Annotated in this window: 20 protein-coding genes; 4 read left to right on the forward strand and 16 right to left on the reverse strand. The window is 71.8% G+C overall.

The annotated features are described in order from the left end of the window. Positions 1-42: 42 nt before the first annotated feature. The 12 genes from FR742_RS28685 to FR742_RS28740 all read right to left on the reverse strand — a co-directional run bounded on the left by FR742_RS28685 (position 43) and on the right by FR742_RS28740 (position 14,468). Complete coding sequence (locus FR742_RS28685) at positions 43-618, reverse strand: ATP/GTP-binding protein (protein WP_148033818.1); 576 nt, start codon at positions 616-618, stop codon at positions 43-45. Further along, on the reverse strand, positions 599-961 hold the full coding sequence (locus FR742_RS28690) for a DUF742 domain-containing protein (RefSeq protein ID WP_148033819.1): 363 nt from the start codon (positions 959-961) through the stop codon (positions 599-601). The genes FR742_RS28685 and FR742_RS28690 overlap by 20 nt, the downstream gene beginning before the upstream one ends. Positions 962-988: 27 nt before the next feature. Next, positions 989-1,411, reverse strand: coding sequence for a roadblock/LC7 domain-containing protein (locus FR742_RS28695; RefSeq protein ID WP_148033820.1), 423 nt, complete (start codon positions 1,409-1,411; stop codon positions 989-991). A gap of 22 nt (positions 1,412-1,433) precedes the next feature. Beyond that, complete coding sequence (locus FR742_RS28700; protein ID WP_148033821.1) at positions 1,434-4,286, reverse strand: nitrate- and nitrite sensing domain-containing protein; 2,853 nt, start codon at positions 4,284-4,286, stop codon at positions 1,434-1,436. Positions 4,287-4,419: 133 nt separating this feature from the next. After that, a complete protein-coding gene (locus FR742_RS28705) occupies positions 4,420-6,645 on the reverse strand; it encodes a [protein-PII] uridylyltransferase (RefSeq protein ID WP_148033822.1) in 2,226 nt (741 codons plus the stop codon). Positions 6,646-6,675: 30 nt separating this feature from the next. After that, the gene (locus FR742_RS28710) at positions 6,676-7,014 is read right to left on the reverse strand and encodes a P-II family nitrogen regulator (protein WP_148033823.1); all 339 of its coding nucleotides are present in this window, start codon (positions 7,012-7,014) and stop codon (positions 6,676-6,678) included. Continuing rightward, positions 7,011-8,321, reverse strand: a complete 1,311-nt coding sequence (locus FR742_RS28715) for an ammonium transporter (protein WP_148033824.1) — start codon at positions 8,319-8,321, stop codon at positions 7,011-7,013. Before FR742_RS28715 ends, FR742_RS28710 begins: the two co-directional genes overlap by 4 nt. Before the next feature lie 176 nt (positions 8,322-8,497). After that, complete coding sequence (locus FR742_RS28720; protein WP_148033825.1) at positions 8,498-9,268, reverse strand: MOSC domain-containing protein; 771 nt, start codon at positions 9,266-9,268, stop codon at positions 8,498-8,500. An 81-nt stretch (positions 9,269-9,349) separates the two neighbouring features. Then, the gene (locus tag FR742_RS28725; protein WP_148033826.1) at positions 9,350-10,291 is read right to left on the reverse strand and encodes an RNA polymerase sigma factor RpoD/SigA; all 942 of its coding nucleotides are present in this window, start codon (positions 10,289-10,291) and stop codon (positions 9,350-9,352) included. A gap of 103 nt (positions 10,292-10,394) precedes the next feature. Continuing rightward, positions 10,395-11,543, reverse strand: a complete 1,149-nt coding sequence (hutI, locus tag FR742_RS28730; RefSeq protein ID WP_148033827.1) for an imidazolonepropionase — start codon at positions 11,541-11,543, stop codon at positions 10,395-10,397. Then, a complete protein-coding gene (locus tag FR742_RS28735; RefSeq protein WP_148033828.1) occupies positions 11,540-12,862 on the reverse strand; it encodes a formimidoylglutamate deiminase in 1,323 nt (440 codons plus the stop codon). Before FR742_RS28735 ends, hutI begins: the two co-directional genes overlap by 4 nt. A 49-nt stretch (positions 12,863-12,911) precedes the next feature. Beyond that, positions 12,912-14,468: an allantoate amidohydrolase gene (locus FR742_RS28740; RefSeq protein ID WP_148033829.1), complete on the reverse strand. Its 1,557-nt coding sequence runs from the start codon at positions 14,466-14,468 to the stop codon at positions 12,912-12,914. 250 nt (positions 14,469-14,718) lie between these two features. Here FR742_RS28740 and FR742_RS28745 point away from each other — a divergent pair, with 250 nt between their 5' ends. Then, the gene (locus tag FR742_RS28745; RefSeq protein ID WP_222709072.1) at positions 14,719-16,317 is read left to right on the forward strand and encodes an ATP-binding protein; all 1,599 of its coding nucleotides are present in this window, start codon (positions 14,719-14,721) and stop codon (positions 16,315-16,317) included. Between the two features lie 23 nt (positions 16,318-16,340). On the opposite strand, the gene FR742_RS28750 is transcribed toward FR742_RS28745, so the two are convergent. Next, complete coding sequence (locus FR742_RS28750) at positions 16,341-17,027, reverse strand: SDR family oxidoreductase (RefSeq protein ID WP_148033830.1); 687 nt, start codon at positions 17,025-17,027, stop codon at positions 16,341-16,343. A gap of 55 nt (positions 17,028-17,082) precedes the next feature. Here FR742_RS28750 and FR742_RS28755 point away from each other — a divergent pair, with 55 nt between their 5' ends. The 3 genes from FR742_RS28755 to FR742_RS28765 are packed head-to-tail and all read left to right on the forward strand — an operon-like array spanning position 17,083 to position 19,320. Further along, on the forward strand, positions 17,083-17,613 hold the full coding sequence (locus FR742_RS28755) for a PadR family transcriptional regulator (protein WP_148033831.1): 531 nt from the start codon (positions 17,083-17,085) through the stop codon (positions 17,611-17,613). 7 nt (positions 17,614-17,620) lie between these two features. Continuing rightward, positions 17,621-18,574, forward strand: coding sequence for an ATP-binding cassette domain-containing protein (locus FR742_RS28760; RefSeq protein ID WP_222709073.1), 954 nt, complete (start codon positions 17,621-17,623; stop codon positions 18,572-18,574). After that, a complete protein-coding gene (locus FR742_RS28765) occupies positions 18,571-19,320 on the forward strand; it encodes an ABC transporter permease (protein ID WP_148033832.1) in 750 nt (249 codons plus the stop codon). The genes FR742_RS28760 and FR742_RS28765 overlap by 4 nt, the downstream gene beginning before the upstream one ends. On the opposite strand, the gene FR742_RS28770 is transcribed toward FR742_RS28765, so the two are convergent. Genes FR742_RS28770 through FR742_RS28780 form a run of 3 tightly spaced genes read right to left on the reverse strand, consistent with a single transcriptional unit; the run spans position 19,300 to position 23,591 of the window. Then, positions 19,300-20,133 (reverse strand): MurR/RpiR family transcriptional regulator, encoded by an 834-nt coding sequence (locus FR742_RS28770; protein ID WP_148033833.1) that lies wholly within the window; start codon positions 20,131-20,133, stop codon positions 19,300-19,302. The two genes, FR742_RS28765 and FR742_RS28770, sit on opposite strands and share 21 nt — an antisense overlap. A gap of 48 nt (positions 20,134-20,181) precedes the next feature. Beyond that, positions 20,182-21,858: a urocanate hydratase gene (gene hutU / locus FR742_RS28775; RefSeq protein ID WP_148033834.1), complete on the reverse strand. Its 1,677-nt coding sequence runs from the start codon at positions 21,856-21,858 to the stop codon at positions 20,182-20,184. 26 nt (positions 21,859-21,884) lie between these two features. After that, the gene (locus FR742_RS28780) at positions 21,885-23,591 is read right to left on the reverse strand and encodes an ABC transporter ATP-binding protein (RefSeq protein WP_261808796.1); all 1,707 of its coding nucleotides are present in this window, start codon (positions 23,589-23,591) and stop codon (positions 21,885-21,887) included. Between the last annotated feature and the right edge of the window lie 42 nt (positions 23,592-23,633).

Here is a 23,633-nt window from a genome sequence, read left to right on the forward strand (position 1 = left end):
CGTAGTGTGGGCAAGCCTCATATTTCCGGTAATTCGCGTGACCTAAACCGGCGCCGCCCGGAGCCGGACCACGTGCTCCACCAGCGAGATCAGCGTCGACTTGACCGACTCGCGGTTGCGCGCGTCCGTACGGACGATGGGCACGTGCGGGGAGAGGGCCAGCGCCTCGCGCACCTCGGTGTCGGTGTGCGGGAACTGCCCGTCCCAGCCGTTGATGCCCACGATGAACGGCAGCTGGGCCTCTTCGAAGTAGTCGATGGCCGGGAAGCTGTCGGCCAGCCGCCGCGTGTCGAGCAGCACCACGGCCCCGATCGCGCCGCGCACCAGGTCGTCCCACATGAACCAGAACCGGTGCTGTCCGGGCGTGCCGAACAGGTAGAGGATGAGGTCCCGGTCCAGGGACACCCGGCCGAAGTCCATGGCCACGGTCGTGGTCTGCTTGTTCGGCGTCATGGCGAGGTCGTCGATCCCGGCGGAGGCGTCGGTCATCACCGCCTCGGTGGTCAGCGGGAGGATCTCGGACACCGCCCCCACGAACGTCGTCTTGCCGACGCCGAACCCGCCCGCGACCACGATCTTCGTCGAGGTGAGGCCGGGGCTAGAGCCTGCGAAGTCCACTGAGCACCCTTTCGAGCATGTTGAGGTCTGGCTGTCCCTGTTCGAGGCGTGGCGCGTGGAGGCGGACGAGCCCTTCATCGGACATGTCCGCCACCAGCACGCGGGCCACGCCCAGCGGGACCCGGAGCAGGGCCGAGATCTCGGCGACCGACCGGAACGAGCGACAGAGTTGCATGATCGCATCCTGCTCAGGAGTGAGCATGGCCATCTCGTCGTCCGGTATGGACATCGACGAGATCAACGTCTCCATCGCCAGGTGGTAGCGCGGCTCTGAACGGCCACCGGTCACCGCGTAAGGACGGAACAGGGGCTCTTCGTCCCCGTGCCCGTCACTCCCGTACACGGCCCTGTCCCTCCATGTCCATTCACATCACCGCGTCCTAGCCGCTTGCAGCTCGGCGCGGAGCGCCGGCGTGAGCGCCTGGCCCGCGCGGTCGACGAGCAGCGTCATCTGGTACGCCACCAGCCCCATGTCGCAGTCCGGCCCGGCCAGCACGGTCAGGACCGAGCCGTCGCTGATGGCCATGACGATGAGCAGCCCGCGCTGCATCTCCACCACGGTCTGCGTGACGGCCCCGCCTTCGAACACCCGCGAGGCTCCCACGGTGAGGCTCAGCAGTCCGGCCGACACCGCGGCGAGCTGGTCGGCCCGGTCCGGCGGGAAGCCTTCGGAGGCGGCCAGGCACAGCCCGTCAGCGGATACGACGACCGCGTGCGCGACCCCTGGCGTGTTCCGCACGAAGTCGGTGATCAGCCAGTCGAACCGGTGCGCCTCGTGACTGAGGGTCGTCACTCGCCCTCCTCAGGACGCTCGCTCACTCTTGCTCCTCCTGTTCGCGTACTTCCGCACGACCCCGCCGCACTCCCTGCTGGAAGCCGGCCATCCTGTTGCGCATCCGCTCGGCCGACAGGGGCGGCCTGGGCGGCTGAGCCTCCTGCTGAGGCGCCGGGCGACCGGCCGATCCCGGCACGAGGTTCGCCTTCGGCTTGCGCTTGGGTAGCCCCGCGGAGGTGACGCCGCCCAGGCTCGGGTCGCTCGCGGCGGCCGCCGCCTGCCAACCGGCGTCGGCGGCGTTCCGCCACGCTTCCTCCCCAGAGGGTACGGGCTGTGCGGAACTGTCCTCACTCCCGCCTGCCTCCTGCGCCTGCTCCTCCGGCGGCCGGCGGAACCAGGCCGACTCCACCGCGGCGAAGATCGGCAGGTACTCCTCCCGCTCGGCCTCGATCGGCGAGACGTCCGTCGAGGGCGGCGGCTCGGGCCTGCGCACGTCGTTCGCGGCGTGGCGGGCCGTCGGCGGCGGACCCTCCGGACTCGGGACGTCCGGGTTCGGGAAGTCGGAGCGTCCGGGCTGCCTGCGCGGCAGCTCCTGGCTCGGGAACGAGGGGAAGGATCCGGGCCGCTCCTGGGCGGGCGGCTGGACGGGCGGGTACGAGCCGGGCGCGAACCCCTGCTGGCCGGGGGGCGCGCTCGGGTACGACGGGAACGTCCCCGAGTCGTAGGAGTGACGCGGCGCGTCGGTGTCGGCGCCGAACGGCCCCAGCGCGGGCCGGCCCGCTCCGGAGTCGTAGGAGTCGAGGCTCCCGTGCGAGCGGTAGCCGTTCTGCGCGGGCACCTGCGGCCGGTGCGGCACGGACGTGCTGCCCCCGCCGAACGCGGGGCGCTGCGGCAGCGGCTGCCTGGTGGCGTCCTGGATGAGCGCCGGCGGGATGAGCACCATGGCGATCAGCCCGATGCCCTCGCCCCTGCGCAGCTGCACCCGGATGCCGTGGCGCAGCGCCAGGCGGCCGACCACGAACAGGCCCATGCGCCGGGACACCGACACGTCCACCACTGGGGGCTCGGCCAGGCGGCGGTTGGCCTCGGCCAGCTCCTCCTCGGTCATGCTGATACCGCTGTCGGTGACCGACAGCAGGGCCCCGCCGCCCTCGATGAGGCTGCTGGAGACGGTGACCTGCGAGTTGCTGGGCGAGAACTGCAGCGCGTTCTCCACCAGCTCGGCCACCAGGTGGACTAGGTCGTTGGCGACGCTGCCGAGCACCGAGGTGGCGCGGTGCACCTTGACCTGCACGCGCTCGTACCCCTCGACCTCCGACAGCGCGGCGCGCACCACGTCGACCAGCTTGGCCGGCTGGCTGCGCCGGCGGGTGGGCTCGTGGCCGGCGAGGACCAGCAGGTTCTCGGAGTTGCGGCGCATGCGGGTGGCCAGGTGGTCGAGCTTGAACAGGTCGGCCAGCCGGCCGCCGTCCTGCTCGCCCTTCTCCAGGCCGTCGATCAGCGAGATCTGCCGTTCGACCAGCGTCTGGGTGCGGCGCGAGAGGTTGACGAACATCGCGCTGATGTTGCCGCGCAGCTCGGCCTCCTCGCCCGCCAGCCGCACCGCCTGGCGGTGCACCTGGTCGAAGGCGCGGGCCACCTCGCCGATCTCGTCGTTGCCCGCGACGTCGATCGGGCGTACCTCGGGGGCGGTGGTCTCGCCGGAGACCCGCAGCTGGCGGACCACGTCCGGCAGGCGGAACCCGGCGATCTCCAGCGCCTCGGTGCGCAGGCGGCGCAGCGGCGTGACCATCGAGCGGGCGATGGCGACGGTGAGCAGCAGCACGATCAGCAGCAGCCCGACGATCAGCGTGCCGACGATGATCGCGTTGCGGACCTCGGAGTCGCGCAGCTCCTGCGACCGCAGCGCCACCTGCTCGCCCAGCGAGCTCTCGACCGAGACGAGCGCGGATATGACCTTGGCGTTGTCCTCGAACCACTGGTCCGGCGGCGCCGTGTCGGGGTTCGTCGAGGCGAGCAGGTTGTCCCTGATCCGGACGCCGGGCGCGCGGCCGCTGGCCAGCGTGACGGCCCGGGACTTGGTCAGCTCGCTGTTGTAGTACTCGGGGATGGTCAGCGCGCGCTGCAGCTCCATGCCGGTCACGGCGCCGGCCTCCTGCGTCACGACCTGGATCTGGTTGCGCTGGGCGGCGTTCGCCGCGATGAACCGCTCGACTTCCTTGGCGTCCACGCTCTCGGCGTTGTAGTAGCCGCGCAGGAGCTGGACGCGCTGGCGGGAGACCTGTTCCTTGGCCCTGGTCAGGGCGCTCAGGGCGCGGAACCGGCCGACGATCTCGGGGTCCTCGCTGAGCAGGCTCAGCTCGTCGTGCAGGCGGAGCAGGGTGTCGAGCACCGTGTCGTACCGGGTGGTGTCACGCTGGCCCTCGGCCCTGGTCCTGGGCAGGTTGTCCAGGTCGATGTGGGCGCGGGCGACGACGTCGGTGACGCGGTCGCCGTAGGACTCGTCCATCGCGCCGAGGTCCGCCTTCACGGCCCTGACGAGCCGGTCGACCTCCGCCTTGCGCTCCTCGTACGGCTTCTCCAGCCGCTTGCGCTGGGTCCGGGCGGCGTTGTGCCAGCCGCCGGTGTCACGCTCCAGCCCGAGGGCCTGCACCAGATCGCGGATCCGCCCGGCCTGCTCGGCCGCGACGGCCGTGCGGTCGAAGGCGGCGACGCTCTGGACGGACTCCACCACGCGCGCTCCCCCGAGCACGACGCCGGCGATGGTGGGAACCAGGACGAGTGCGGTCAACCGCCATCTCACTCGCCAGTTGCGCAGCGCGAGCCGAGGCAGTGCCCGCTTGGCGCGTTCACGCCTGGCGGCGAAGCCGCCGTCGGAGTTCCCCGTAGTCACTGCTCCCGCTACCCCTCAATCATCCCGATCCCATGCGGTCATCAGGCCGTCCACAAGGTATCCGCAGCATCTGACGTAACGCACAAACCGGACACAATCGTTACAAATGTGACCGCGTGTCGTGTGCTGTCGGTTATCGCAGTGCGGCAAGCACGGCGTCGCGGACCTGGTTGCGTTGAGTGCTGTCGCTGAGGGGGCGTCCAGCACGGTCGACCACGTAGAACACGTCCACCGCCTCCGCGCCGAGAGTCTCTACGCGAGCGGCTCTCACGTCAAGACCGCAGTCGCCGAAGGCGCGCCCGATACGCCACAGAAGTCCGGGCTTGTCATGTGCCCTGACCTCGACCACGGTGGCGGTGGCGGAAGCGTCGTCCACCAGCGTCACCTTGGGCGGCGCGACCGGCACCCGGGCCGGCCGCATCGACCGCGTACGGCGGGCCAGTCTTTGCTCGATGTCAAGACGCCCGGCAAGCACCAGGCGGAGATCGGCTTCCAGGGTCGCAGGATCCGGCGGCGAGCCGTACTCGGGGATGACGGAGAACTCGATCACGGCGGTGGCGCCGGCGGAGGCGGCCGAGGCGGAGCGCACCACGAGCCGGTGCGCGGCCAGCACCCCGGCGGCGCTCCACAGCAGGCCGGCCCGGTCGGGCGCGACCACCGTCACCGCGCCGCCGTTGACCCGCACCGCGCCGCCGCCGTGGCGGGCCAGCGCGGCCTGCTCGGGCGAGAGCGAGGGCGCCTTGGGCGGCGGCGAGCCGGACAGCACCGAGCGCACCCTGCGTACGAGGTCGGCGACGAGGCCGGCCTTCCAGGCGTTCCACGCGGCCGGGCCGGTGGCGTTGCCGTCGGCGACGGCCAGCGCCGCCAGCAGTTCCAGCACCTCGCGGGAGCCCACGGTGGCGGCGACCTTCTCGATCGTGACCGGATCGTCCAGGTCGCGCCGGGTGGCGGTCTCGGGCAGCAGCAGATGGTGGCGGACCACCGTGGCCAGGACGTCGACGTCCCGGGGCGGCAGGCCGATGCGGACGCCGATGTCGCGCACCACGACCTCGCCGGTCGAGGAGTGGTCGCCGGGCCAGCCCTTGCCGATGTCGTGCAGCAGCGCCGAGATCAGCAGCAGGTCGGGGCGCGAGACCTCGCGGGTGTGACCGGCGGCGTTCGCGGCCGCCTCGATCAGGTGGCGGTCGACGGTGAAGCGGTGGATCGGGTTGCGCTGCGGACGGTGCCGCACCCGTTCCCAGTCAGGAAGGAGTCTGACAATGATCCCCGCCTGGTCCAGCTCCTCCCACACGGGCACGGCCGCGCGCCCCGCGCCGAGGATCGACACCAGCGCGTCCCGCGCCTCCTCCGGCCACGGCACGGGCATCGGCGCCGACTGAGCTGCGAGAACGGACACGGACGCGGGAGCCAGCGGCAGGCCGGACTCGGCCGCCGCGGCGGCGGCGCGCAGCACCAGCACCGGGTCCTTGCGGGGCGAGACGCCCCTGGCGAGCACCACCTCGCCGCCGTGCTCGACCACCCCGTCGGCGAGCGGGCGGCGGCCACGGGGCGCCGGCCCTGACAGCAGCCTGTCAACCGTGCGCCAGGTCGCGTCGAACGCGTGGGAGATCGTCCGGCCCGCCTCGGCGAGCCTGCGCATGACAGCCTCGGCGTCGAGCAGGCCGAGGAGTCCGGCGACCGCGTCCTGCTCCTGCAGCACGAGCCTGTCGGTGCCGCGCGCGGTGACGACGTGGAGGGCGTGCCTGACGTCGAGGACGAACTCGTGGGCCTCACGCGCCCGGGGTCCGGGCGCGGAGGCCACCCATGCCGCTGCCACGGCCTGCATCGCCTGGACGTCGCGGAGCCCGCCGCGGCCGTCCTTGAGGTCCGGTTCGAGGAGGAAGGCCAGCTCGCCGCTGGTCTGGGCCCGCTGGTCGGCCGCGTCGCGCAGCTCGCCCAGCCTGCGCCGGGAGTCGGCCCGCCACTCGGCGAGCACCGCCTCCCTGGCCCTCCTCGTCAGGTCCGGGTCACCCGCCACGTGCCGGGCCTGGATGAGGCCCAGCACGGCCTTGAGATCTTCGCGGGCCACCGCCACGGCCTCGTCCACGGTCCGGACGGAGTGGTCGAGGCCGATGGCGGAGTCCCAGACGGGATACCAGATGCGGTCGGCTATCCGGCCGACGTCCGATCGGCCGTTGTGGAGCAGGACGAGGTCCAGGTCGCTGCCCGGGGCGAGTTCGCCCCGCCCGAGGCTGCCGACCGCGACCAGGGAGACGTGCTCTCCGTCGCTCGCCGTGCGGAAGAGATCCTTGAGCCAGCGATCGGTGTCGGCGGTCCGCTCCTTGCGGGCCGCGGCGTACGAGCGCGCCTCATCCCTCACTGTTCCCCCTGCTCCACCCAGGCGCCGTCGTCAGAGGGCCTCCGGCCCGCGCTCGCCCGTCCGCACCCGGATCACGGTGTCGACGGGGACCGACCACACCTTGCCGTCGCCGATCTTGCCGGTCTGCGCCGCCTTGACGATGACGTCGATGACGTCCTCGGCGTCGTCCTCCTCGGTCAGGACCTCCACGCGGACCTTCGGCACCAGGTCCACCTGGTACTCGGCGCCGCGGTAGACCTCGGTGTGGCCGCGCTGGCGGCCGTAGCCGCTCGCCTCGCTGACGGTCATGCCCTTGATGCCGAACTGCTCCAGGGCGGCCTTCACGTCATCGAGCTTGAACGGCTTGATGACGGCTGTGATGAGCCTCATGCTTCCACCTTCTTGGGAGCCGGGGTGACGGGGCCGTTGGGGGAGGTCACGCCCGAGGCGTGCACGGTGCCGAGGTCGTAACCGGTCTCGGCGTGGGTGGTGACGTCGATGCCGGTGACCTCGTCCTCGACCGGGATCCGGAAGCCCATCGTCTTGTGGATGACCGTGCCGATGACCCAGGTGACCACGAACGAGTAGAGACCGACCGCGACCGGGCCGAGCACCTGCAGGCCCAGCTGGCCGAGCCCGCCGCCGTAGAACAGGCCCAGGCCCTGCGCGTCGGTGGCCGGGTAGGCGGCCACGAAGCCCAGCGCGACCGCGCCGATCACGCCGCCGACCAGGTGCACGCCGACCACGTCGAGCGAGTCGTCGTAGTTGAGCTTGTACTTCAGGCCGACCGCGAAGGCACAGACGGCGCCGGCGACGAGGCCGATGAGCGCGGCAGCCCAGGGGTCGACGAATCCACAGGCCGGGGTGATGGCGACCAGGCCGCTGACCGCGCCGGAGGCGACGCCGAGGCTGGTCGCGTGGCCGTCGCGGAGCTTCTCCACCACGATCCAGGCGCCGGCCGCGATGGCGGTGGCGAGCTGGGTGTTCATGAAGGCCAGACCGGCGATGCCGTCCACGATGAGCTCGGAGCCGGCGTTGAAGCCGAACCAGCCGAACCACAGCATGGCCGCGCCGAGCAGCACGAGCGTGAGGTTGTGCGGCCGCATCGGCTCCTTGCGCCAGCCCTGCCGCTTGCCGATGACCAGCGCCAGGGCGAGGGCCGCGGCGCCGGCGTTGATGTGCACGACGGTGCCGCCGGCGAAGTCCTCGATGCCCATCGAGTTGAGCCAGCCGCCGCCCCAGACCCAGTGGGCGACCGGGAAGTAGACGATCGTCGCCCAGACCGCCGCGAACAGCACCCAGGCGCCGAACTTCGCCCGGTCCGCGATCGCGCCGCTGATCAGCGCGACGGTGATGATGGCGAACGTCAGCTGGAAGGCCGAGAAGACGAGGCTCGGCATGCCGGAGCCGTCGTCAGCCGTGGCCGTGTCGACGAGGCTCTGCAGACCGAGCGCGTCGAACCCGCCGACGAAGTTGTTGATCGCCGAGACGGGGTTCTCGGTGAAGGCGAGAGAGTGACCGTAGAACAGCCAGAGTACGGTGACGACGATGATCGCGGCGAACGACATCATCATCATGTTCAGGACGCTCTTGGCCCTGGTCATCCCGCCGTAGAACAGCGCGAGACCGGGGGTCATCAAGAGCACGAGCGCGGTGGCGGTGAGCATCCAGGCCGTGGTGCCGGTATCGATCTGCACGACGCGACCCTCCTTTGGTGTGACGTGATCGCCCCAGCGTGTTCGGCCCCCGTTTCGGGGCTCGACCTGGTGTGTTTCACGTTCGTGAATCTCGCCACACGGGTGTTTCGGGAGAGTTTCGGTCACCTCACGACCGGTATTCGGGAACTTTCCGGTCGCTTCCCGGCGTGTCGCGCTCAGTCCGCCGGGCGCAGCCGCACCGGGTCGCCGGTCACGATGGCGCCGGGGCGCAGCACCCGCGCGTACACGCCCGCGCACGGCTCGGATCCCAGGCCGGGGATGTCGACGCGGTTGTGCCGGGCCACCGTGCGCAGCGCGTCGGGATCGCGCGGCGACTCGCCGTGCGCCAGCGTCGGCACCGCGCAGCGCGGGGTGGGGATGACGATCTGGAGGACCAGCTCGTCGCCGATCTCCAGCTCGCGGCCCACCCAGCCGTTCTCCACGAACCCGGGCTCGTCCGTCCCGATCACCAGGTTGGGCCGGTAGCGCACGGCCTCCACCGTCCCGCGCGGGCTGAGCTCGCCGATCGCGGCCAGCGTCGACGTGGTCATCAGGTGTACGGGCGCGAAGTCGAAGAACGTGCCCGGCGGGGCGATCCCGCCCACCTGGCTGACCGTGAACGCCACGTCGGCCTCGACGCCCTTGCCCAGCACCTCCTCCGGCACCGACCGTTCCAGCTCCGCGCCGTCCGGCGGCACGTCCACCACCCGGACCTCGCGGCCCAGCAGCTCCGACAGCTCCTCGTCCCCGGGGACCGCGCTGCCGTGCAGGGCCAGCAGGCCGCGCCAGAGCCGCGGGTTCTTGGCGCTGGCGATCTTTCCCGTCGCGACGTCGAGCACGGCCCTGACCCGGTCGCCGTCCAGCCCTCGCTCGGTCACCCGTACGCCGGAAACGTCCTCACCCAGCAGCGACTTCACCGGATAACGGCGGATTGTCTTCACGATCATGACCCCGAGCCTACGGTCCTCCTGCGGCCGGACAAGCGGCGAGGCCGGCCCCGTCGGGGAACCGGCCTCGTGGAAGCCTTGTCAGGCGGCGGCGTCGGCCATGCGGCGCAGCCGCGCCAGCGCGTCGCGCTCGATCCGTCGGGCGCGGTCACGCCCGATGCCGTAACGCTCGCCCACCTCGGTGAGCGTGTGCTCGCGCCCGTCGACCAGCCCGTAACGCCAGCGCAACATGTCGCGCGTGTCGCCCTCCAGCCCGGTCAGCCACTCGTCGAGCCGCTCACGCTCCAGGATGTCGATCGCCTGCTGCTCGGGGTCGGCCCAGGTCTCATCGGCGATCATGTCGCCCAGCTCGGTCTCGTCCTCGTCGCCCACGCCCAGCTGCAGCGACACCGGGTCGGACGCCCAGCGGCGCAGCTCCCGTACGCGCTCGACGGGCAGCTCCAGAATCTGCGCGAGGTCCTCGTCGGTCGGCTCGGCGTCGAACTCCGCCAGCATGTCGCGGCGCACCCGCATCAGCCGGGTCATCTGCTCCCCGGCGTGCGTGGGCAGCCGCACGGGCCTGGCCTGTTCGTGGATGGCCCGCCCCACCGACTGCCTGATCCACCACGTGGCGTAGGTGGAGAACTTGTATCCACGCTTGTAGTCGAACTTCTCGACCGCCCGCACCAGCCCGAGGTTGCCCTCCTGGACCAGGTCGATGAGGGGCATCCCGCGCCCCGAGTACTTGCGGGCCACGGCCACCACCAGGCGCAGGTTGGCCTGGATGAACTCGTCCTTCGCCCGCTGGCCCGAGACCGCCAGGCGCTCCAGCTCCTCGTCCGCCGTGTCACCGATCCGCGGCTCCGACCCCCCACTGTCGAGCAGCTGTTCGGCGAAAAGACCCGCCTCGATCCGTTTGGCGAGCTCCACCTCTTCCTCCGCGGTGAGCAGCGGGACCCTGCCGATCTCAGCCAGGTAGGTCCCCAGTAGATCCCGGTCCGCGACGTGCTGCTCCTGCGCGCGACTCCCCGTAGGCCTTGCCATCCCCAGGCACCTCGTTCCGCAGCTGCGTTCTATACCCGGCCAACGTCCGAAAGGAAGCAAAGATTCCCAAAAGAACTACGACCACGGGAGGGTTCTGGATGTCCTACTCAAGAAGGAGACCGCCGCGGAACACCTGGTGAACGAGGGGAACGCCGGGCCGGTAGGCGAGGTGGACGTAGGAGGGAGCGTCGAGGACGACGAGGTCGGCGCGGCTGCCCGGCCGCAGCAAGCCTACGTCCGTCCTGGCGAGTGCGCGCGCCCCGCCCGCGGTGGCCGCCCTGATCGCCTCCAGCGGCGTCATCCGCATCTCCCGCACGGCGAGCGCCACACAGAACGGCATCGACGAGGTGTACGAGGAGCCCGGGTTGCAGTCGGTGGCCAGCGCGACGCTCACCCCCGCGTCGATCAGCCTCCTGGCGTCGGGGTACGGGGAGCGGGTGGAGAACTCGGCCCCGGGCAGCAGCGTCGCGACCGTGCCCGACGAGGCGAGCGCGTCCACGTCGACGCTGGTCAGGTGGGTGCAGTGGTCGGCCGACGCGGCGCCCAGCTCGCACGCGATCCGCACCCCCGGGCCCTCGCCGAGCTGGCCGGCGTGCACCCTGGCGCGCAGCCCCGCCTTGATGCCGGCGGTGAGGATCTCCCTGGTCTGGTCTCCGTCGAACGCGCCGCGCTCGCAGAACACGTCCACCCATCTCGCGTACGGCGCGCACGCCCGGAGCATGTCGCCGGTGACGAGCCGCACGTACGCGTCGGGATCGGCGCCGGCGGGCACCACGTGCGCGCCGAGGAACGTGGTCTCGTCGGTCAGCGTCGTGGCAATCTCCAGCGAGCGGCGCTCGTCCTCGACGGTCAGCCCGTAGCCGCTCTTGATCTCCACGGTGGTGGTGCCCTGCGCGTTCATCTCGGCCACCAGCGCGGCGGCGCGGACGGCCAGCTCGGCGTCGCTCGCGGCGCGGGTGGCGGCGACCGTGGTGCGGATGCCGCCGCCGGTGTACCTCTCGCCGGACATCCGGGCCTGGAACTCGGCCGTCCGGTCGCCCGCGAACACCAGGTGCGCGTGGCTGTCGACGAACCCGGGCACGACGCCCCGCCCCGCGACGTCCACCCGCGCATCGGCGTCAGGGGCCTGCCCGGCCTCCCCCGTCCAGGCGACCAGGCCGTCCTCGATCACCAGGGCGGCGCCCTCGATCTCCTCACGCTCCGGGTCGCCCGTGTAGAGCAGCCCGATCCCGTCGATCAGCGTCGTGGTCACCGCAACTCCTCCATCGCCTCGGCCAGCAGCGCGCCCACGTCGCCGAGCACGTGCCTGCCCTCGTCCACGATCCGGCGGCCGCCCGAGATCACCGTGCGCACGTCGGCCGCCGTCGCCGCGAACGCCACCGCCTCCAGCCCGGACGCGCCCGCCGTCCGTACCGTGTCCATCCGTACCGTCACCAGGTCGGCCCAGGCGCCCGGCACCAGCAGCCCCGCGTCCGGGAAGCCGAGCGAGGTGTGGCCCGCGGCGGTGGCGGCGCCCAGCAGCTCGGCGGCGGACCAGTGGCCGCGCCGCTCGGTGGCGAGCCGCGCGTTCAGCTCGACGGCGCGCGCCTCCTCGAACAGGTCGATCACCGCGTGGCTGTCGGAGCCGAGCGTCATCGGCGACCCGCGGTCGAACACCTCGCGCGCCGGCCCGATCCCGTCGGCCAGCTCCCGCTCGGTCGTCGGGCACATGCACATATGGGTGCGCGAGCTGCCGAGCAGCTCGATGTCCGCCTCCGACAGATGGGTGGCGTGCACGGCCGTCGAGCGCGGGCCCAGCGCCCCGTGCTCGTGCAGCACCCGCACGGGCGAGGCAGCGTACGCCGCCTCGCACGCGGCGTTCTCGGCCCGCTGCTCGGAGACGTGCGCGTGCAGCGGCGCGGCGTGCCGGTGGGAGAACTCCACCACCACCGGCATCTGCTCGGGCGGCACGGCGCGCACCGAGTGGATCGCCGCGCCGATCCGCACGCCCGGCGTTCCCCCGTACGCGGCGGCCAGCTCCTCCGCCCGCGCCGCCCACCCGCCGGCGTCGCCGTCGCCGAACCGCAGCTGCGTGCCCGCCAGCGCGACGCCGGGACCGCCGGACACGTAGCAGGCGTCGATCAGCGCGATGCGCAGCCCCGCCTCGCGGGCCGCCGTGATCAGCGCGTGCCCCATCGCGTTGCGGTCCTCGTACGGGGTTCCGCCGGGGCCATGGTGCAGGTAGTGGAACTCGCCCACGCAGGTGACCCCGGCCAGCGCCATCTCGGCGTACACCGCCCGCGCCAGCCTCAGGTAGGCGTCGGGATCGAGCCGGTCGGCGACCTCGTACATACGGTCACGCCAGGTCCAGAAGTCGCCCCGGCCCTTCTGCGTGGCGGCGCGCAACGCCCGGTGGAAGGCGTGGGAGTGCGCGTTGGCCAGCCCCGGAATCGTCAGCCCCGCCAGGCGCCGCGCCCCGCCGGGCTCGCCCCTGGTGACACCGGCGATCCTCGCCCTCTCGACCTCCACCAGCACGCCGTCGGCCACGCCTTCGGGCAGCCACGCCTGCTCACACCAGTAGATCAGCGACACAGCTCCTCCGCCACGTCATCAGCCGGACCATCCGGGAACCACCGGTGATTCAGCGGCACAACTCCTCCAGCACGTCGGCGAGCGCGATCACACCCGCCCGGCAGTCTGCCTCCTCGGCATGCTCTTCCGGCGAGTGGGACACGCCGGTGGGGTTCCGTACGAACAGCATCGCCGCCGGCACCCCCGCGGCGGCGAGGATCCCGGCATCATGCCCGGCCCCGGTCGCCAGCACCGGCACCTCCCCCGCCGCCCTCGCGACCCGCTCCCGCAACCCCCGCTCGAACTCCACAAGCGGCGTCCACGACTCCTCCCGTACCTCCACCACACGCCCACCGGAAGAACTCCCACCCCGCCCGGGAGACCCCTCACCCCCTCCAGAGGGGTTCGCGCCCCCTCCGGCAGAGACTTCGCCCGCTCCAGAGAGGTTCGCACCCTCTCCGGTAGAGACTTCGCCCCCTCCAGGGAAACTCGCGCTCGCGCGAGGACTCGCGCTCCCCCCGCGAAAACCCCCGTTTCCTGAGGGGTCGGCACCTCCCGAAAGGCCCCCTCCCCCTTCGGGGAAAGTCATGTTCGCGCGAGAACTCGCGCTCCCCTCGGAAAAACCCCCGCTTCCTGAGGGGTTCAAGCCCCGTCCGGGACGGATCTCTCCCTCTCCGGCAATCTCTCCCCAGGGACCCTCGATTCTTCCCCCGGAGTTGGTGCCGGTTGGGGTGTCGTCGGTGAGCTGGTCGTACAGGTCTCGGACGAGGGCGCGGACGCTTGCCTCGGTGGGCCCGCGGGCGTCGAGCCAGGCGGCGACGTGGCCCGGGATGGCGTTGGCGTTGTTGGGGGTGACCAGGACCTTGCCGACGGTGGCCAGCGCCTCGTGACGGGCGGCGGCCGAGCGGGCGGACAGCACCAGGCGGGCCAGCAGGAGCATCGGGTCGTCGCGGTCCGTCAGCCGGGTGGTGCCCGCGTGGTCGGCCCGCCCGCGGAGGTCGAACCGCCACCGCCCGTGCGGCCAGATCGAGAGCCCCGCCCCGACGGGCCGGTCCAGCGCCGCCAGCGCCCTGCCCTGCTCGACGTGGAGCTCGACGAACGCCCCCACGGTGGCCAGCGTCTCCGGGTCGGGCCCGAGCCCGCGCGGGTCGCGTCCCGCCCTGATGAGCACGTCGGCCAGGGTGTCGCCGCGGTCGTCGGTCAGCCCGAGCGCACGCTCCGGCGCCAGCACCCCGGTGAGCAGCCGCGACCCCACGCACGGCACACCGAACCTGGCGCCCTCCTCGTCGGTGAAACAGGCGACCCCGACCGGCCTCCCCGGCCGGAACCCCCGTTCGCGCAACAGGTCGAGCGCGGCGAAGGCGGACACCACACCCAGCGGCCCGTCGTACGCCCCGCCCTGGCGGACGGAGTCGAGGTGGCTCCCGGCGACCACGCCCGGCTCCCCGGACGGGTCGCCCCACCAGGCCCACAGGTTGCCGTTGCGGTCCTCGTTCAGATCCAGCCCCCTGCGCGCCGACTCGCCGGCGAACCAGCCGCGCAGTTCGAGATCCGCGTCGGACCAGGCGTCCCGGACATAGCCGCCGGTGGCGGGGTCGCGCCCCACGTGCGCGAGTGCGTCGAGCATGAACACACTCTAGTGAATGGATCCATTCAGCTTCGCCATCGCGGGCCGTTCGTCCAGCCGGATCAGACGAATCAGAACGGCGAAGCCGTCGTCGGCTCCCGGCCAGCGGCGACGAACCACGGCAAGCCGACCACGATCCGTCATCCTCGCTCGCCTACGGCGCGTTTCCTCGGCGATCGCGCTGAACGGGCGGACCGCCGCACTTGAACCTTCTCCGGACGCAGCGCAGCAGTGATGACAGTATGTGGCCATGCACCCACCCAGAGCGAAAACGTTCAACACCGCAGGTCCGTGTGACCCCCAGCTCCACTACATGGTGCCGCCGACTCCGCGGCTCCCCCAGGCGCGGGCGCTGATCGACATGGACCGGTACTTCGTGGTCCACGCGCCTCGGCAGACCGGCAAGACGACGGGTCTGCGCACCCTGGCGTCCGAGTTGACGGCCGAAGGCGACATCGCGGCCCTGGCGTTCTCCTGCGAGCGCGCCAAGGTGGCCGGTGACGACGTCGGCTGGGGAGAGTCGATCCTGCTGCAATCCATCCGTGAGGCCGCCGAGCGGTCGGGCTGGCCGAAGAAACTGCTCCCGCCGGACCCTTGGCCGGAGGCCACGCCGGGCACCCGATTCGGTACGGGCCTGAGCGAGTGGTGCCGCCGCAGTCCGCGCCGGGTGGTGCTGTTCTTCGACGAGATCGACGCACTGCAGGGCAGCAGCCTGGTCAGCTTCCTCTGCCAGCTCAGGGACGGTCACAACGCCCGCCCGGACGGGCACCCGTTCCCCTCTTCTGTGATCCTGTGCGGGCTGCGCGACGTGCGTGACTACAAGACCGCCGTGGGTGCCGACCCGGGCCGGTGCAATCCCACCAGCCCGTTCAACATCGTCACCAAGTCGCTGCGCCTGGGCGACTTCACCGCCGGCCAGATCGGTGAGCTGTACGGCCAGCACACCGAGGCGACCGGTCAGGAGTTCACCAAGGACGCGGTGGACCGGGTGTTCGAGCTGACGCAGGGTCAGCCGTGGCTGGTGAATGCCGTGGCCCACGAGATCATCTTCGAGATGGGGCTGACCGGCGCCGTCACCGCCGGGCAGGTGGACGAGGCCAAGGAACGGTTGATCCGGGCACGCGCCGTCCACCTGGACTCCCTGGCCGCGCGGTTGCACGAGCCTCGGGTCATGCGGGTGATCGAGCCGATCGTGGCCGGCACGATGCCGAGTATGGACGACAGCATCGACGACGATGTCTCCTACGTCCACGACCTGGGCCTCATCCGCGGGACCATGGATCTGGAGATCGCCAACCCCATCTATCGCGAGGTCCTGCTCCGGGTGCTGGGCAACCGCACGGCACGGCTGGTCAGGGCCGATCCGCGTAGCTTCGTGCTGCCGGACGGCCGATTCGACCTGGAGCGGCTGCTGCGGGAGTTCGTCGTGTTCTGGCGCGAGCACGGCGAGGTGCTCATCCAGCAGGAGGGCTACCACGAGGCCGCCTGCCAGATCATTCTCATGGCCTTCCTCCACCGGCTCGTGAACGGCGGCGGCTATCTCGACCGGGAGTACGCCGCGGGCATCAAACGCCTGGACGTGCTGGTCCGCTGGCCCTACACCGGGCCTGACGGGGAGCGGCTGGTGCAGCGCGAGGCCATGGAGCTGAAGGTCTGGCGGGCCGGCAAGGACGACCCGCTGCCCGACGGTCTCGTACAGCTCGACGCGTATCTCGACCGGCTCAGCCTCACCACCGGCGTGCTCGTGATCTTCGACAGGCGCCCGGAAGCCCCGGCGTGGAAGGAGCGGGGGAGTTTCACGCAGGCGACCACGCCGTCCGGTCGCCAGGTCACCGTTCTCCGTGGATAGCGCGGGAAGGGCCTGGAGAGGGTTCAGGTGACCGGGCCCGCGCTCGGCCGGATGGTCAGCTCGGTGAGGTGCGCGTCCGGCCCGGCGGTGACCGCCGCCAGCACCGCACGGGCCACGGTGTCCGCGGCGAGGTAACGGTCGGGCTGGTAGTCGCCGCCCTCCTGCTCGCGCACGCTCCGCTGCATGTCGGTGTCGATCCGGCCCGGGTAGACCGTGGTCACCCGCAGCTCCGGCTCCTCCTGCCGGAGCGCGTCGGCGAACGCCCGCAGCGCGAACTTGCTGGCCGCGTACGCCCCCCAGCCCGGGTTGGCCCGCTGGCCGGCCCCGGAGTTGACGCACACCACGTGGCCACCGGCCCGTCGCAGCGCGGGCAGCAGCAGCCGGGTCAGCTCGGCCACCGCGAACAGGTTGAGCTCCATGGTGTCGCGCCACACCGAGGCGGGCAGCTCGCCGATCCGGCCCAGCCGGGTGACTCCCGCGCTGTGCACGAGCACGTCGAGCCGGTCGACGTCCGCCACGTCGGCCTCGGTGACCTGGGTCAGCTCCACCGGCCACGCCCGTGCGCCGGGCAGCCCGGCCGCGACCTCGTCCAGCGCCTCGGTGTCGCGCCCGCCGAGCAGGACGTCGTGGGTCGGGGCGAGAGCGCGCGCGACGGCCGCGCCCACGCCGCGGGAGGCGCCCGTGATCAGGGCCCTGGGTCGTTCACTCATGGACAGCAGCTTTTCACGGTTGACAGTCATTCAAATTTGAGTACAAACTTGAGCCGTGTCCACAACTCGCATTCTGATCCTCGGCACCCTCCTAGACGGCCCGCGCAACGGCTACCAGGTCCGCCGCCACTTGGAGACCTGGGGCGCCGACAGCTGGGCCAGCGTGAAGTTCGGCTCCATCTACCACGGGCTCGGCAAGATGGCCGACGAAGGGCTGCTGGAGGTCGTCGAGTCCGGCAAGGGTGGCGCCACCGTCTACGCCATGACCGACGACGGCCGGTTCGAGTTCCACCGCCTGCTCCTGACGGTCTGGCACGAGCTGATGCCGATCGTCGACCCGTTCCAGGTGGCGCTCACGTTCATGAACCATCTCGACAAGGAGACCCTGATGAGCGCGCTCCGCAGCCGGAGCGAGCTCCTGGAGCTGACGATCGCCGGCGCCGACCGGTCGTACGGCACCAAACAGCGCTTCGGCGCCCCCCGCCACATCGACGAGACGCTCAGGCTCAACACGGCCATGCTGCGGGCGCAGCTCGACTGGTGCCGGCAGGCGCTGGACAAGGTCGAGAGCGACGAGCTTCCTTAGGAGAAGCATGATCATTGACGCGAAAGGGTTGAAGAAGACCTTCACCTCGCGCGGCCGCAAGGGCGCGCGGACCGTCGAGGCCGTGCGCGGCGTCGACCTGGAGGTCGAGACCGGCCAGATCTACGGCGTGCTCGGCCCCAACGGCGCGGGCAAGACGACCACGATCCGGATGCTCGCCACCCTCATCAGGCCCGACGCGGGCACCGCCGCGATCGCCGGCCACGACCTGCTGAAGGAGCCCGCCGCGATCCGCCGCGCCCTCGGCTACGTCAGCCAGACCGGCGGGGTCGAGGAGCAGAACTCGCCGCGCAGGCAGGTGATGTTCGCGGCCAGGCTGTACGGGGTCGCGGACGCCGCGGCGGCGACCGACCGGGTGCTGAAGAGGTTCGACCTGGCCGACATCGCCGACCGGCCGGGCCGCACCCTGTCCGGCGGGCAGAAGCGCCGGGTGTCCATCGCGCTCGGGCTGGTCCACACGCCCCCGCTGCTGTTCCTCGACGAGCCGACCACCGGCCTCGACCCGCAGAACCGCGCCAACCTGTGGGACCGCATCAGGGAGCTGCGCGAGCAGGGCACCACCGTCCTGCTCAGCACCCACTACCTGGAGGAGGCCGACGCGCTCTGCGACCGCCTGGCGATCGTCGACCACGGCGTGGTCGTCGCCGAGGGCACCCCCGCCGAGCTCAAGCGCAAGGTCTCCGGCGACGTGGTGACGCTCCGCCTCGACGAGCCGGAGCGGGCCGCCGCCGTGCTCGGCCCGCTCGCCAGGGAGGCCAGGGTGGACGACCAGGTGCTGCGCGTCTACGTCGACGACGGCGAGCACACGCTGCCCAAGCTGCTGAGCGAGCTGCAGGAGCAGCGGCTCGCCCTCACGTCCATCTCGCTCGACAGGGCCACGCTCGACGACGTCTTCCTGGCCAAGACGGGCCGATCCCTTCGTGACACGGGAGCCGAAGCATGATCAGGGACACCGGCCTCTTCCTGGGCCACGAGCTGCGCAACACCTTCCGCAACCCGATCTGGCCGCTGTTCGGCATCATGCAGCCGGTCATGTACCTGCTGCTGTTCGCGCCGCTCTTCGCCGGCATGGCGTACGGCGGCGACCTCGGTCAGGCGCTGACCATGTTCGCGCCCGGCATGCTCGTCATCACCGCCCTGTTCGGCACCATGGGCGTCGCGTACGGGACCATCTACGAGATGCGCAGCGGCGTGCTGGAACGCATCGCGGTCACCCCGACCTGGCGGCCCTCGATCGTGCTCGGCCGCATGCTGCGGGACGTGGCCGTGCTGGTGGTGCAGTCGTTCATGGTCATCCTCATCGCGCTGCTCATGGGTCTGCGGATCGGCCCGGCGGGGCTGGTGCTCACGCTGCTCCTGCTGGCCGTCACGGGGCTGTTCTCCTCGGGCGTGGCGTACGGGCTGGCGCTCAGCCTGGGCGACGAGAACGCGATGGGGCAGATCATGCAGTTCTTCGCGCTGCCGCTGATGCTGCTGTCGGGTGCGCTGCTGCCGATGGCGCTCGGGCCCGACTGGCTGGAGCGGGTCGCCTGGTTCACGCCCTTCTACCACCCGGTCGAGGCCGGGCGGGCGCTGTTCGCGGGCAACCTGACCGACGTGTCGATCCCGCTCGCGTTCGCCATCATGCTGGGCCTGGCGGCGCTGACCGTGACCTGGTCCGTGCGGTCCCTAAGGAAGATCACCGGTTAGGAACGTGCCGGTCTCGTCCGTCATCCGCTCGTACTCCTCCAGCCGCGCCTGGGTGCGCAGCGGCGCCGCGTCGGCCATGGCCTCCACCAGGGCCATGGCCAGGGCCAGCGGCGCCGCGTGGGAGTCGAACACCAGCCGGTCGCCCACCGGCGCGTCGAGCACCACCTCGGCGGGGAAGCCGGGACGGTCGCAGATCGCGGCCACCCTGTAGCCGAGCTTGCCCGCGTACTCCAGCGCGTTCATCACCTCGACCGGATAGCGCGGGAGCACCACGGCGACCAGCCACTCCGCGCCGGCACGGCGGGCGGAGTGCAGGCCGTCGATGAGCTCCGACCCGCCGTGCGTGAGCAGCCGCACGTCGGGGTGGATGCGGCGGGTGTAGTACGCGAACGTGGTCGCGAGCCCGGCCGACACCCGCAGCCCCAGCACGGGGAGCGGCTCGGCGGCGGCCAGGAACGCGCCCAGCTCCTTCAGCGGCAGCGACGGCAGCCGGTCGCGGACCGCGGTCAGGTTCCTGATCTCGCGGTCGATGGCTCCTTTGATCAGGCTCTCCTGCTCGCCCTCCGGCGGCCCGCCCAGCACCAGGGGACGCAGCGCCTGCCGCAGCTCCGGGTATCCGGCGAAGCCGAGCACCATGGCGAACCTGGTCACGGACGGCTGGCTCACCCCCGCCCGCTCGGCCAGTTCCACGCTCGACAGGAAGATGGCCTCCTCCAGGTGCTCCGACAGGTAGTGAGCGATCCTCCTCTGCACCGGCGAGAGCCTGTGGCCGTCGAGAAGCCGGTCCAGCCCGCTGTGATATGCGCCAGTCACTCCTGCTCCAACACCGTGCGCACGGCATTCTCATCCCACATGGATCACTCAGGACTCACGCATCGGGACGCGGACCCCGCGCGCGGCCGCCACCGCGGCCGCCTCCTCGTAGCCCGCGTCGACGTGGCGCATGACGCCGGTGCCCGGGTCGTTGGTGAGCACCCGGTCGAGCTTCTCCCCGGCCAGCGCGGTGCCGTCGGCGACCGTCACCTGGCCGGCGTGGATGGAGCGGCCGATGCCGACGCCGCCGCCGTGGTGGATGGACACCCAGGCCGCCCCAGAGGCCGTGTTGAGCATGGCGTTGAGCAGCGGCCAGTCGGCGATCGCGTCGGAGCCGTCGGCCATCGCCTCGGTCTCGCGGTAGGGGGAGGCGACGGAGCCGCTGTCGAGGTGGTCGCGGCCGATCACGACGGGCGCCCGCAGCTCTCCGGAGGCGACCATGTCGTTGAACCGCTCCCCCGCCACGTTGCGCTCGCCGTAGCCCAGCCAGCAGATCCGCGCGGGCAGGCCCTGGAAGTGGACCTTCTCGCCGGCCTGGCGGATCCAGCGGGCGAGCGGCTCGTTGTCGGGGAACAGCTCCAGGATCGCCTGGTCGGTGGCGGCGATGTCGGCGGGGTCGCCGCTGAGCGCCGCCCACCTGAACGGCCCCTTGCCCTCGCAGAACAACGGCCTGATGTACGCGGGCACGAACCCGGGGAAGTCGAAGGCCCGCGCGTATCCGGCCAGCTGCGCCTCGCCCCTGATGGAGTTGCCGTAGTCGAACACCTCGGCCCCCGCGTCCTGGAAGCCGACCATGGCCTCGACGTGCGCGGCCATGGACTGGCGGGCGCGCTCGGTGAAGCCCGCCGGGTCCTTGTCGCGTTCGGCGGCCATGTCGTCGAAGGCGACGCCGAGCGGCAGGTACATGAGCGGGTCGTGGGCGGAGGTCTGGTCGGTGACGATGTCGATCTCGGCGCCGCGGGCGAGCAGCGCGGGCACGGCCTCGGCGGCGTTGGCCACCACGCCGATCGACAGCGGCCGCCGCGCGTCGCGCGCCTCGTACGCCAGCCGCAGCGCCTCGTCCAGCGACTCCGCCCGCACGTCGAGGTAGCGGTGCTCGATGCGGCGGGTGACGGAGCGGGGGTCGCAGTCGAGGCAGATGGCCACGCCGCCGTTCATGGTGACGGCGAGCGGCTGCGCGCCGCCCATGCCGCCGAGCCCGGCGGTGAGCGTGACGGTGCCGGCCAGCGAACCGCCGAACCGCTTGGCCGCCACCGCCGCGAACGTCTCGTACGTGCCCTGCAGGATGCCCTGGGTGCCGATGTAGATCCAGGAACCCGCGGTCATCTGCCCGTACATGGTGAGCCCGGCGGCTTCGAGCCGCCGGAACTCCTCCCAGGTGGCCCAGCCGGGCACCAGGTTGGAGTTCGCGATCAGCACCCTGGGCGCCCACTCGTGGGTGCGGAAGACGCCGACGGGCCGCCCCGACTGCACCAGCAGCGTCTCGTCGCCCTCCAGCGTGGTGAGCGTCCTGACCAGCGCGTCGTAGGAGGCCCAGTCACGGGCCGCGCGGCCCGAGCCGCCGTAGACGACGAGCTGCTCGGGATGCTCGGCCACCTCCGGGTCCAGGTTGTTGCGGAGCATGCGGAGCGCGGCCTCCTGCGGCCACCCCTTGGCGGTGAGCGTGGTGCCTCGTGGCGCGCGCACGGTGCGGCTCATGGCGACCTCCTGAATGAACACATTCATCAACGTCACCCGAAGAGTACAACGCGCTAGCTCACGAGGAACTGGGTGGCCGCCAGCTCGCGGTAGAGCTCGTCGGCCCCCACCAGCTCGTCATGGGTGCCGATGGCCCGCACGCCGCCGCTCTCCATGAGGACGATCCGGTCGGCGTTGGTCACCGTCGACAGCCGGTGGGCGATGACCAGCACGGTCGTCTCGGCGGCAACCTCGGCGATGACCTCGCGCAGCCGCAGCTCGTTGACCGCGTCGAGCTGCGAGGTGGCCTCGTCGAGCAGCAGCAGCCTGGGCTTGCGCAGCAGCGCCCTGGCGATGGCGACGCGTTGCCGCTCGCCGCCCGACAGCAGCACGCCCCGGTGCCCGACCGCGGTGTCGAGGCCGTCGGGCAGCCTGGCCACCAGGTCGTCCAGGCGGGTGCGGACGATCGCGCGGCGCAGCTCGTCCTCGGTGGCGTCAGGGGCGGCGAACAGCAGGTTCTCCTTGAGCGTGCCGGCCAGCACGGGCGCGTCCTGCTCGACATAGCCGAGCGCGGCCCGCAGCTCGCCGAGCGACCAGTCGCGGATGTCCCTGCCGTCCAGCGAGATGACCCCGCCCTGGTGCTCGTAGAAGCGTTCGAGCAGGGCGAAGACGGTGGACTTGCCCGCGCCCGACGGGCCGACGAGCGCGGTGAGGCCGCCGGGCGGCACCTCGAAGCTGACCCCGTCGTGCACGATCGGCCGGTCGTCGCCGTACCGGAAGACCACGCCGTCGAAGCGCACGCCGAGCGGGCGGTCGCCGGTGCCGGCCGGCACGCCGACGGGCTCGCCGGGCAGGTCCTCGACCTCCTTGATGCGCTTCATCGCGGCCAGGCCCTGCTGGAGCTGGACCGCGCCCTCGACGAGCTGGCCGATCGGCGCCACCAGGTAGAACAGGTAGAGCAGGAAGGCGATCAGCGAGGAGACCTCCAGCGCGCCGGAGGCGACCCTGGCCCCGCCGACGCCGAGCACGCCGAGGAAGGCGATCTGCACGGCCATCCAGGTCGACACCCCGGCCAGCGAGGTCCACCCGGCCACCTGGAGGCCCCGGTCGCGGGCCCGCTCCGCGGCGCCGCCCACGACGGCGATCTCGCGTTCCTCGGCGCCGCTGGCCTTGACCGTGCGATAGGCCTGCAGCGCCCGGTCGAGCACCGCGCCCATCTCGCCCACGGCCTCCTGGGCGTCCTTCTGCGCCCGCATGATGCGCGGCATCACCAGGCCGGTCAGCCCGCCGATCACGACCACCACGAGCAGCGTGACCAGCAGCAGCGTGCCGTCCATGGCGGCCATCAGGACGATGGCGCCGACCAGCATGAACACGGCGCTGACGGAGTCGACGACGCCGTTGGTGAGCACAGCGCGCAGCAGCGTCGTGTCGCCGGTGACGCGGGAGAGCAGGTCGCCGGGCTTGAGCCGGTCGACGTCGGCCACCCGCAGCCGCAGGATGCGGTCGGCCAGGCGGCGGCGGGCGCCCAGCACGACGCTCTCACCGGTGCGCTCCATCAGGTAGGAGCCGGCGGCCGACACCACGGCGCCGACCAGGACGGCGACGGTGAGGCCGATGAGCGGCCCGGCCATCGACCCGTTCTCGCCGAACGCGTCCACCACGTACTTGGCGAGCAGCGGCATGGCGAGGCCCGCCGCCGAGCCGATCAGGCCCAGCACCCCGCCCGCCACCAGGATCCACCGGTGCGGGCGCAAGTAGGCCAGTAAGTCCTTGATCACCGAATCTCCTTCCAGGGGCCGTTCAACCTCTCAACGAACGGG

It is taken from the genome of Nonomuraea sp. C10 (assembly GCF_008017515.1).
GTDB lineage: Bacteria > Actinomycetota > Actinomycetes > Streptosporangiales > Streptosporangiaceae > Nonomuraea > Nonomuraea ferruginea.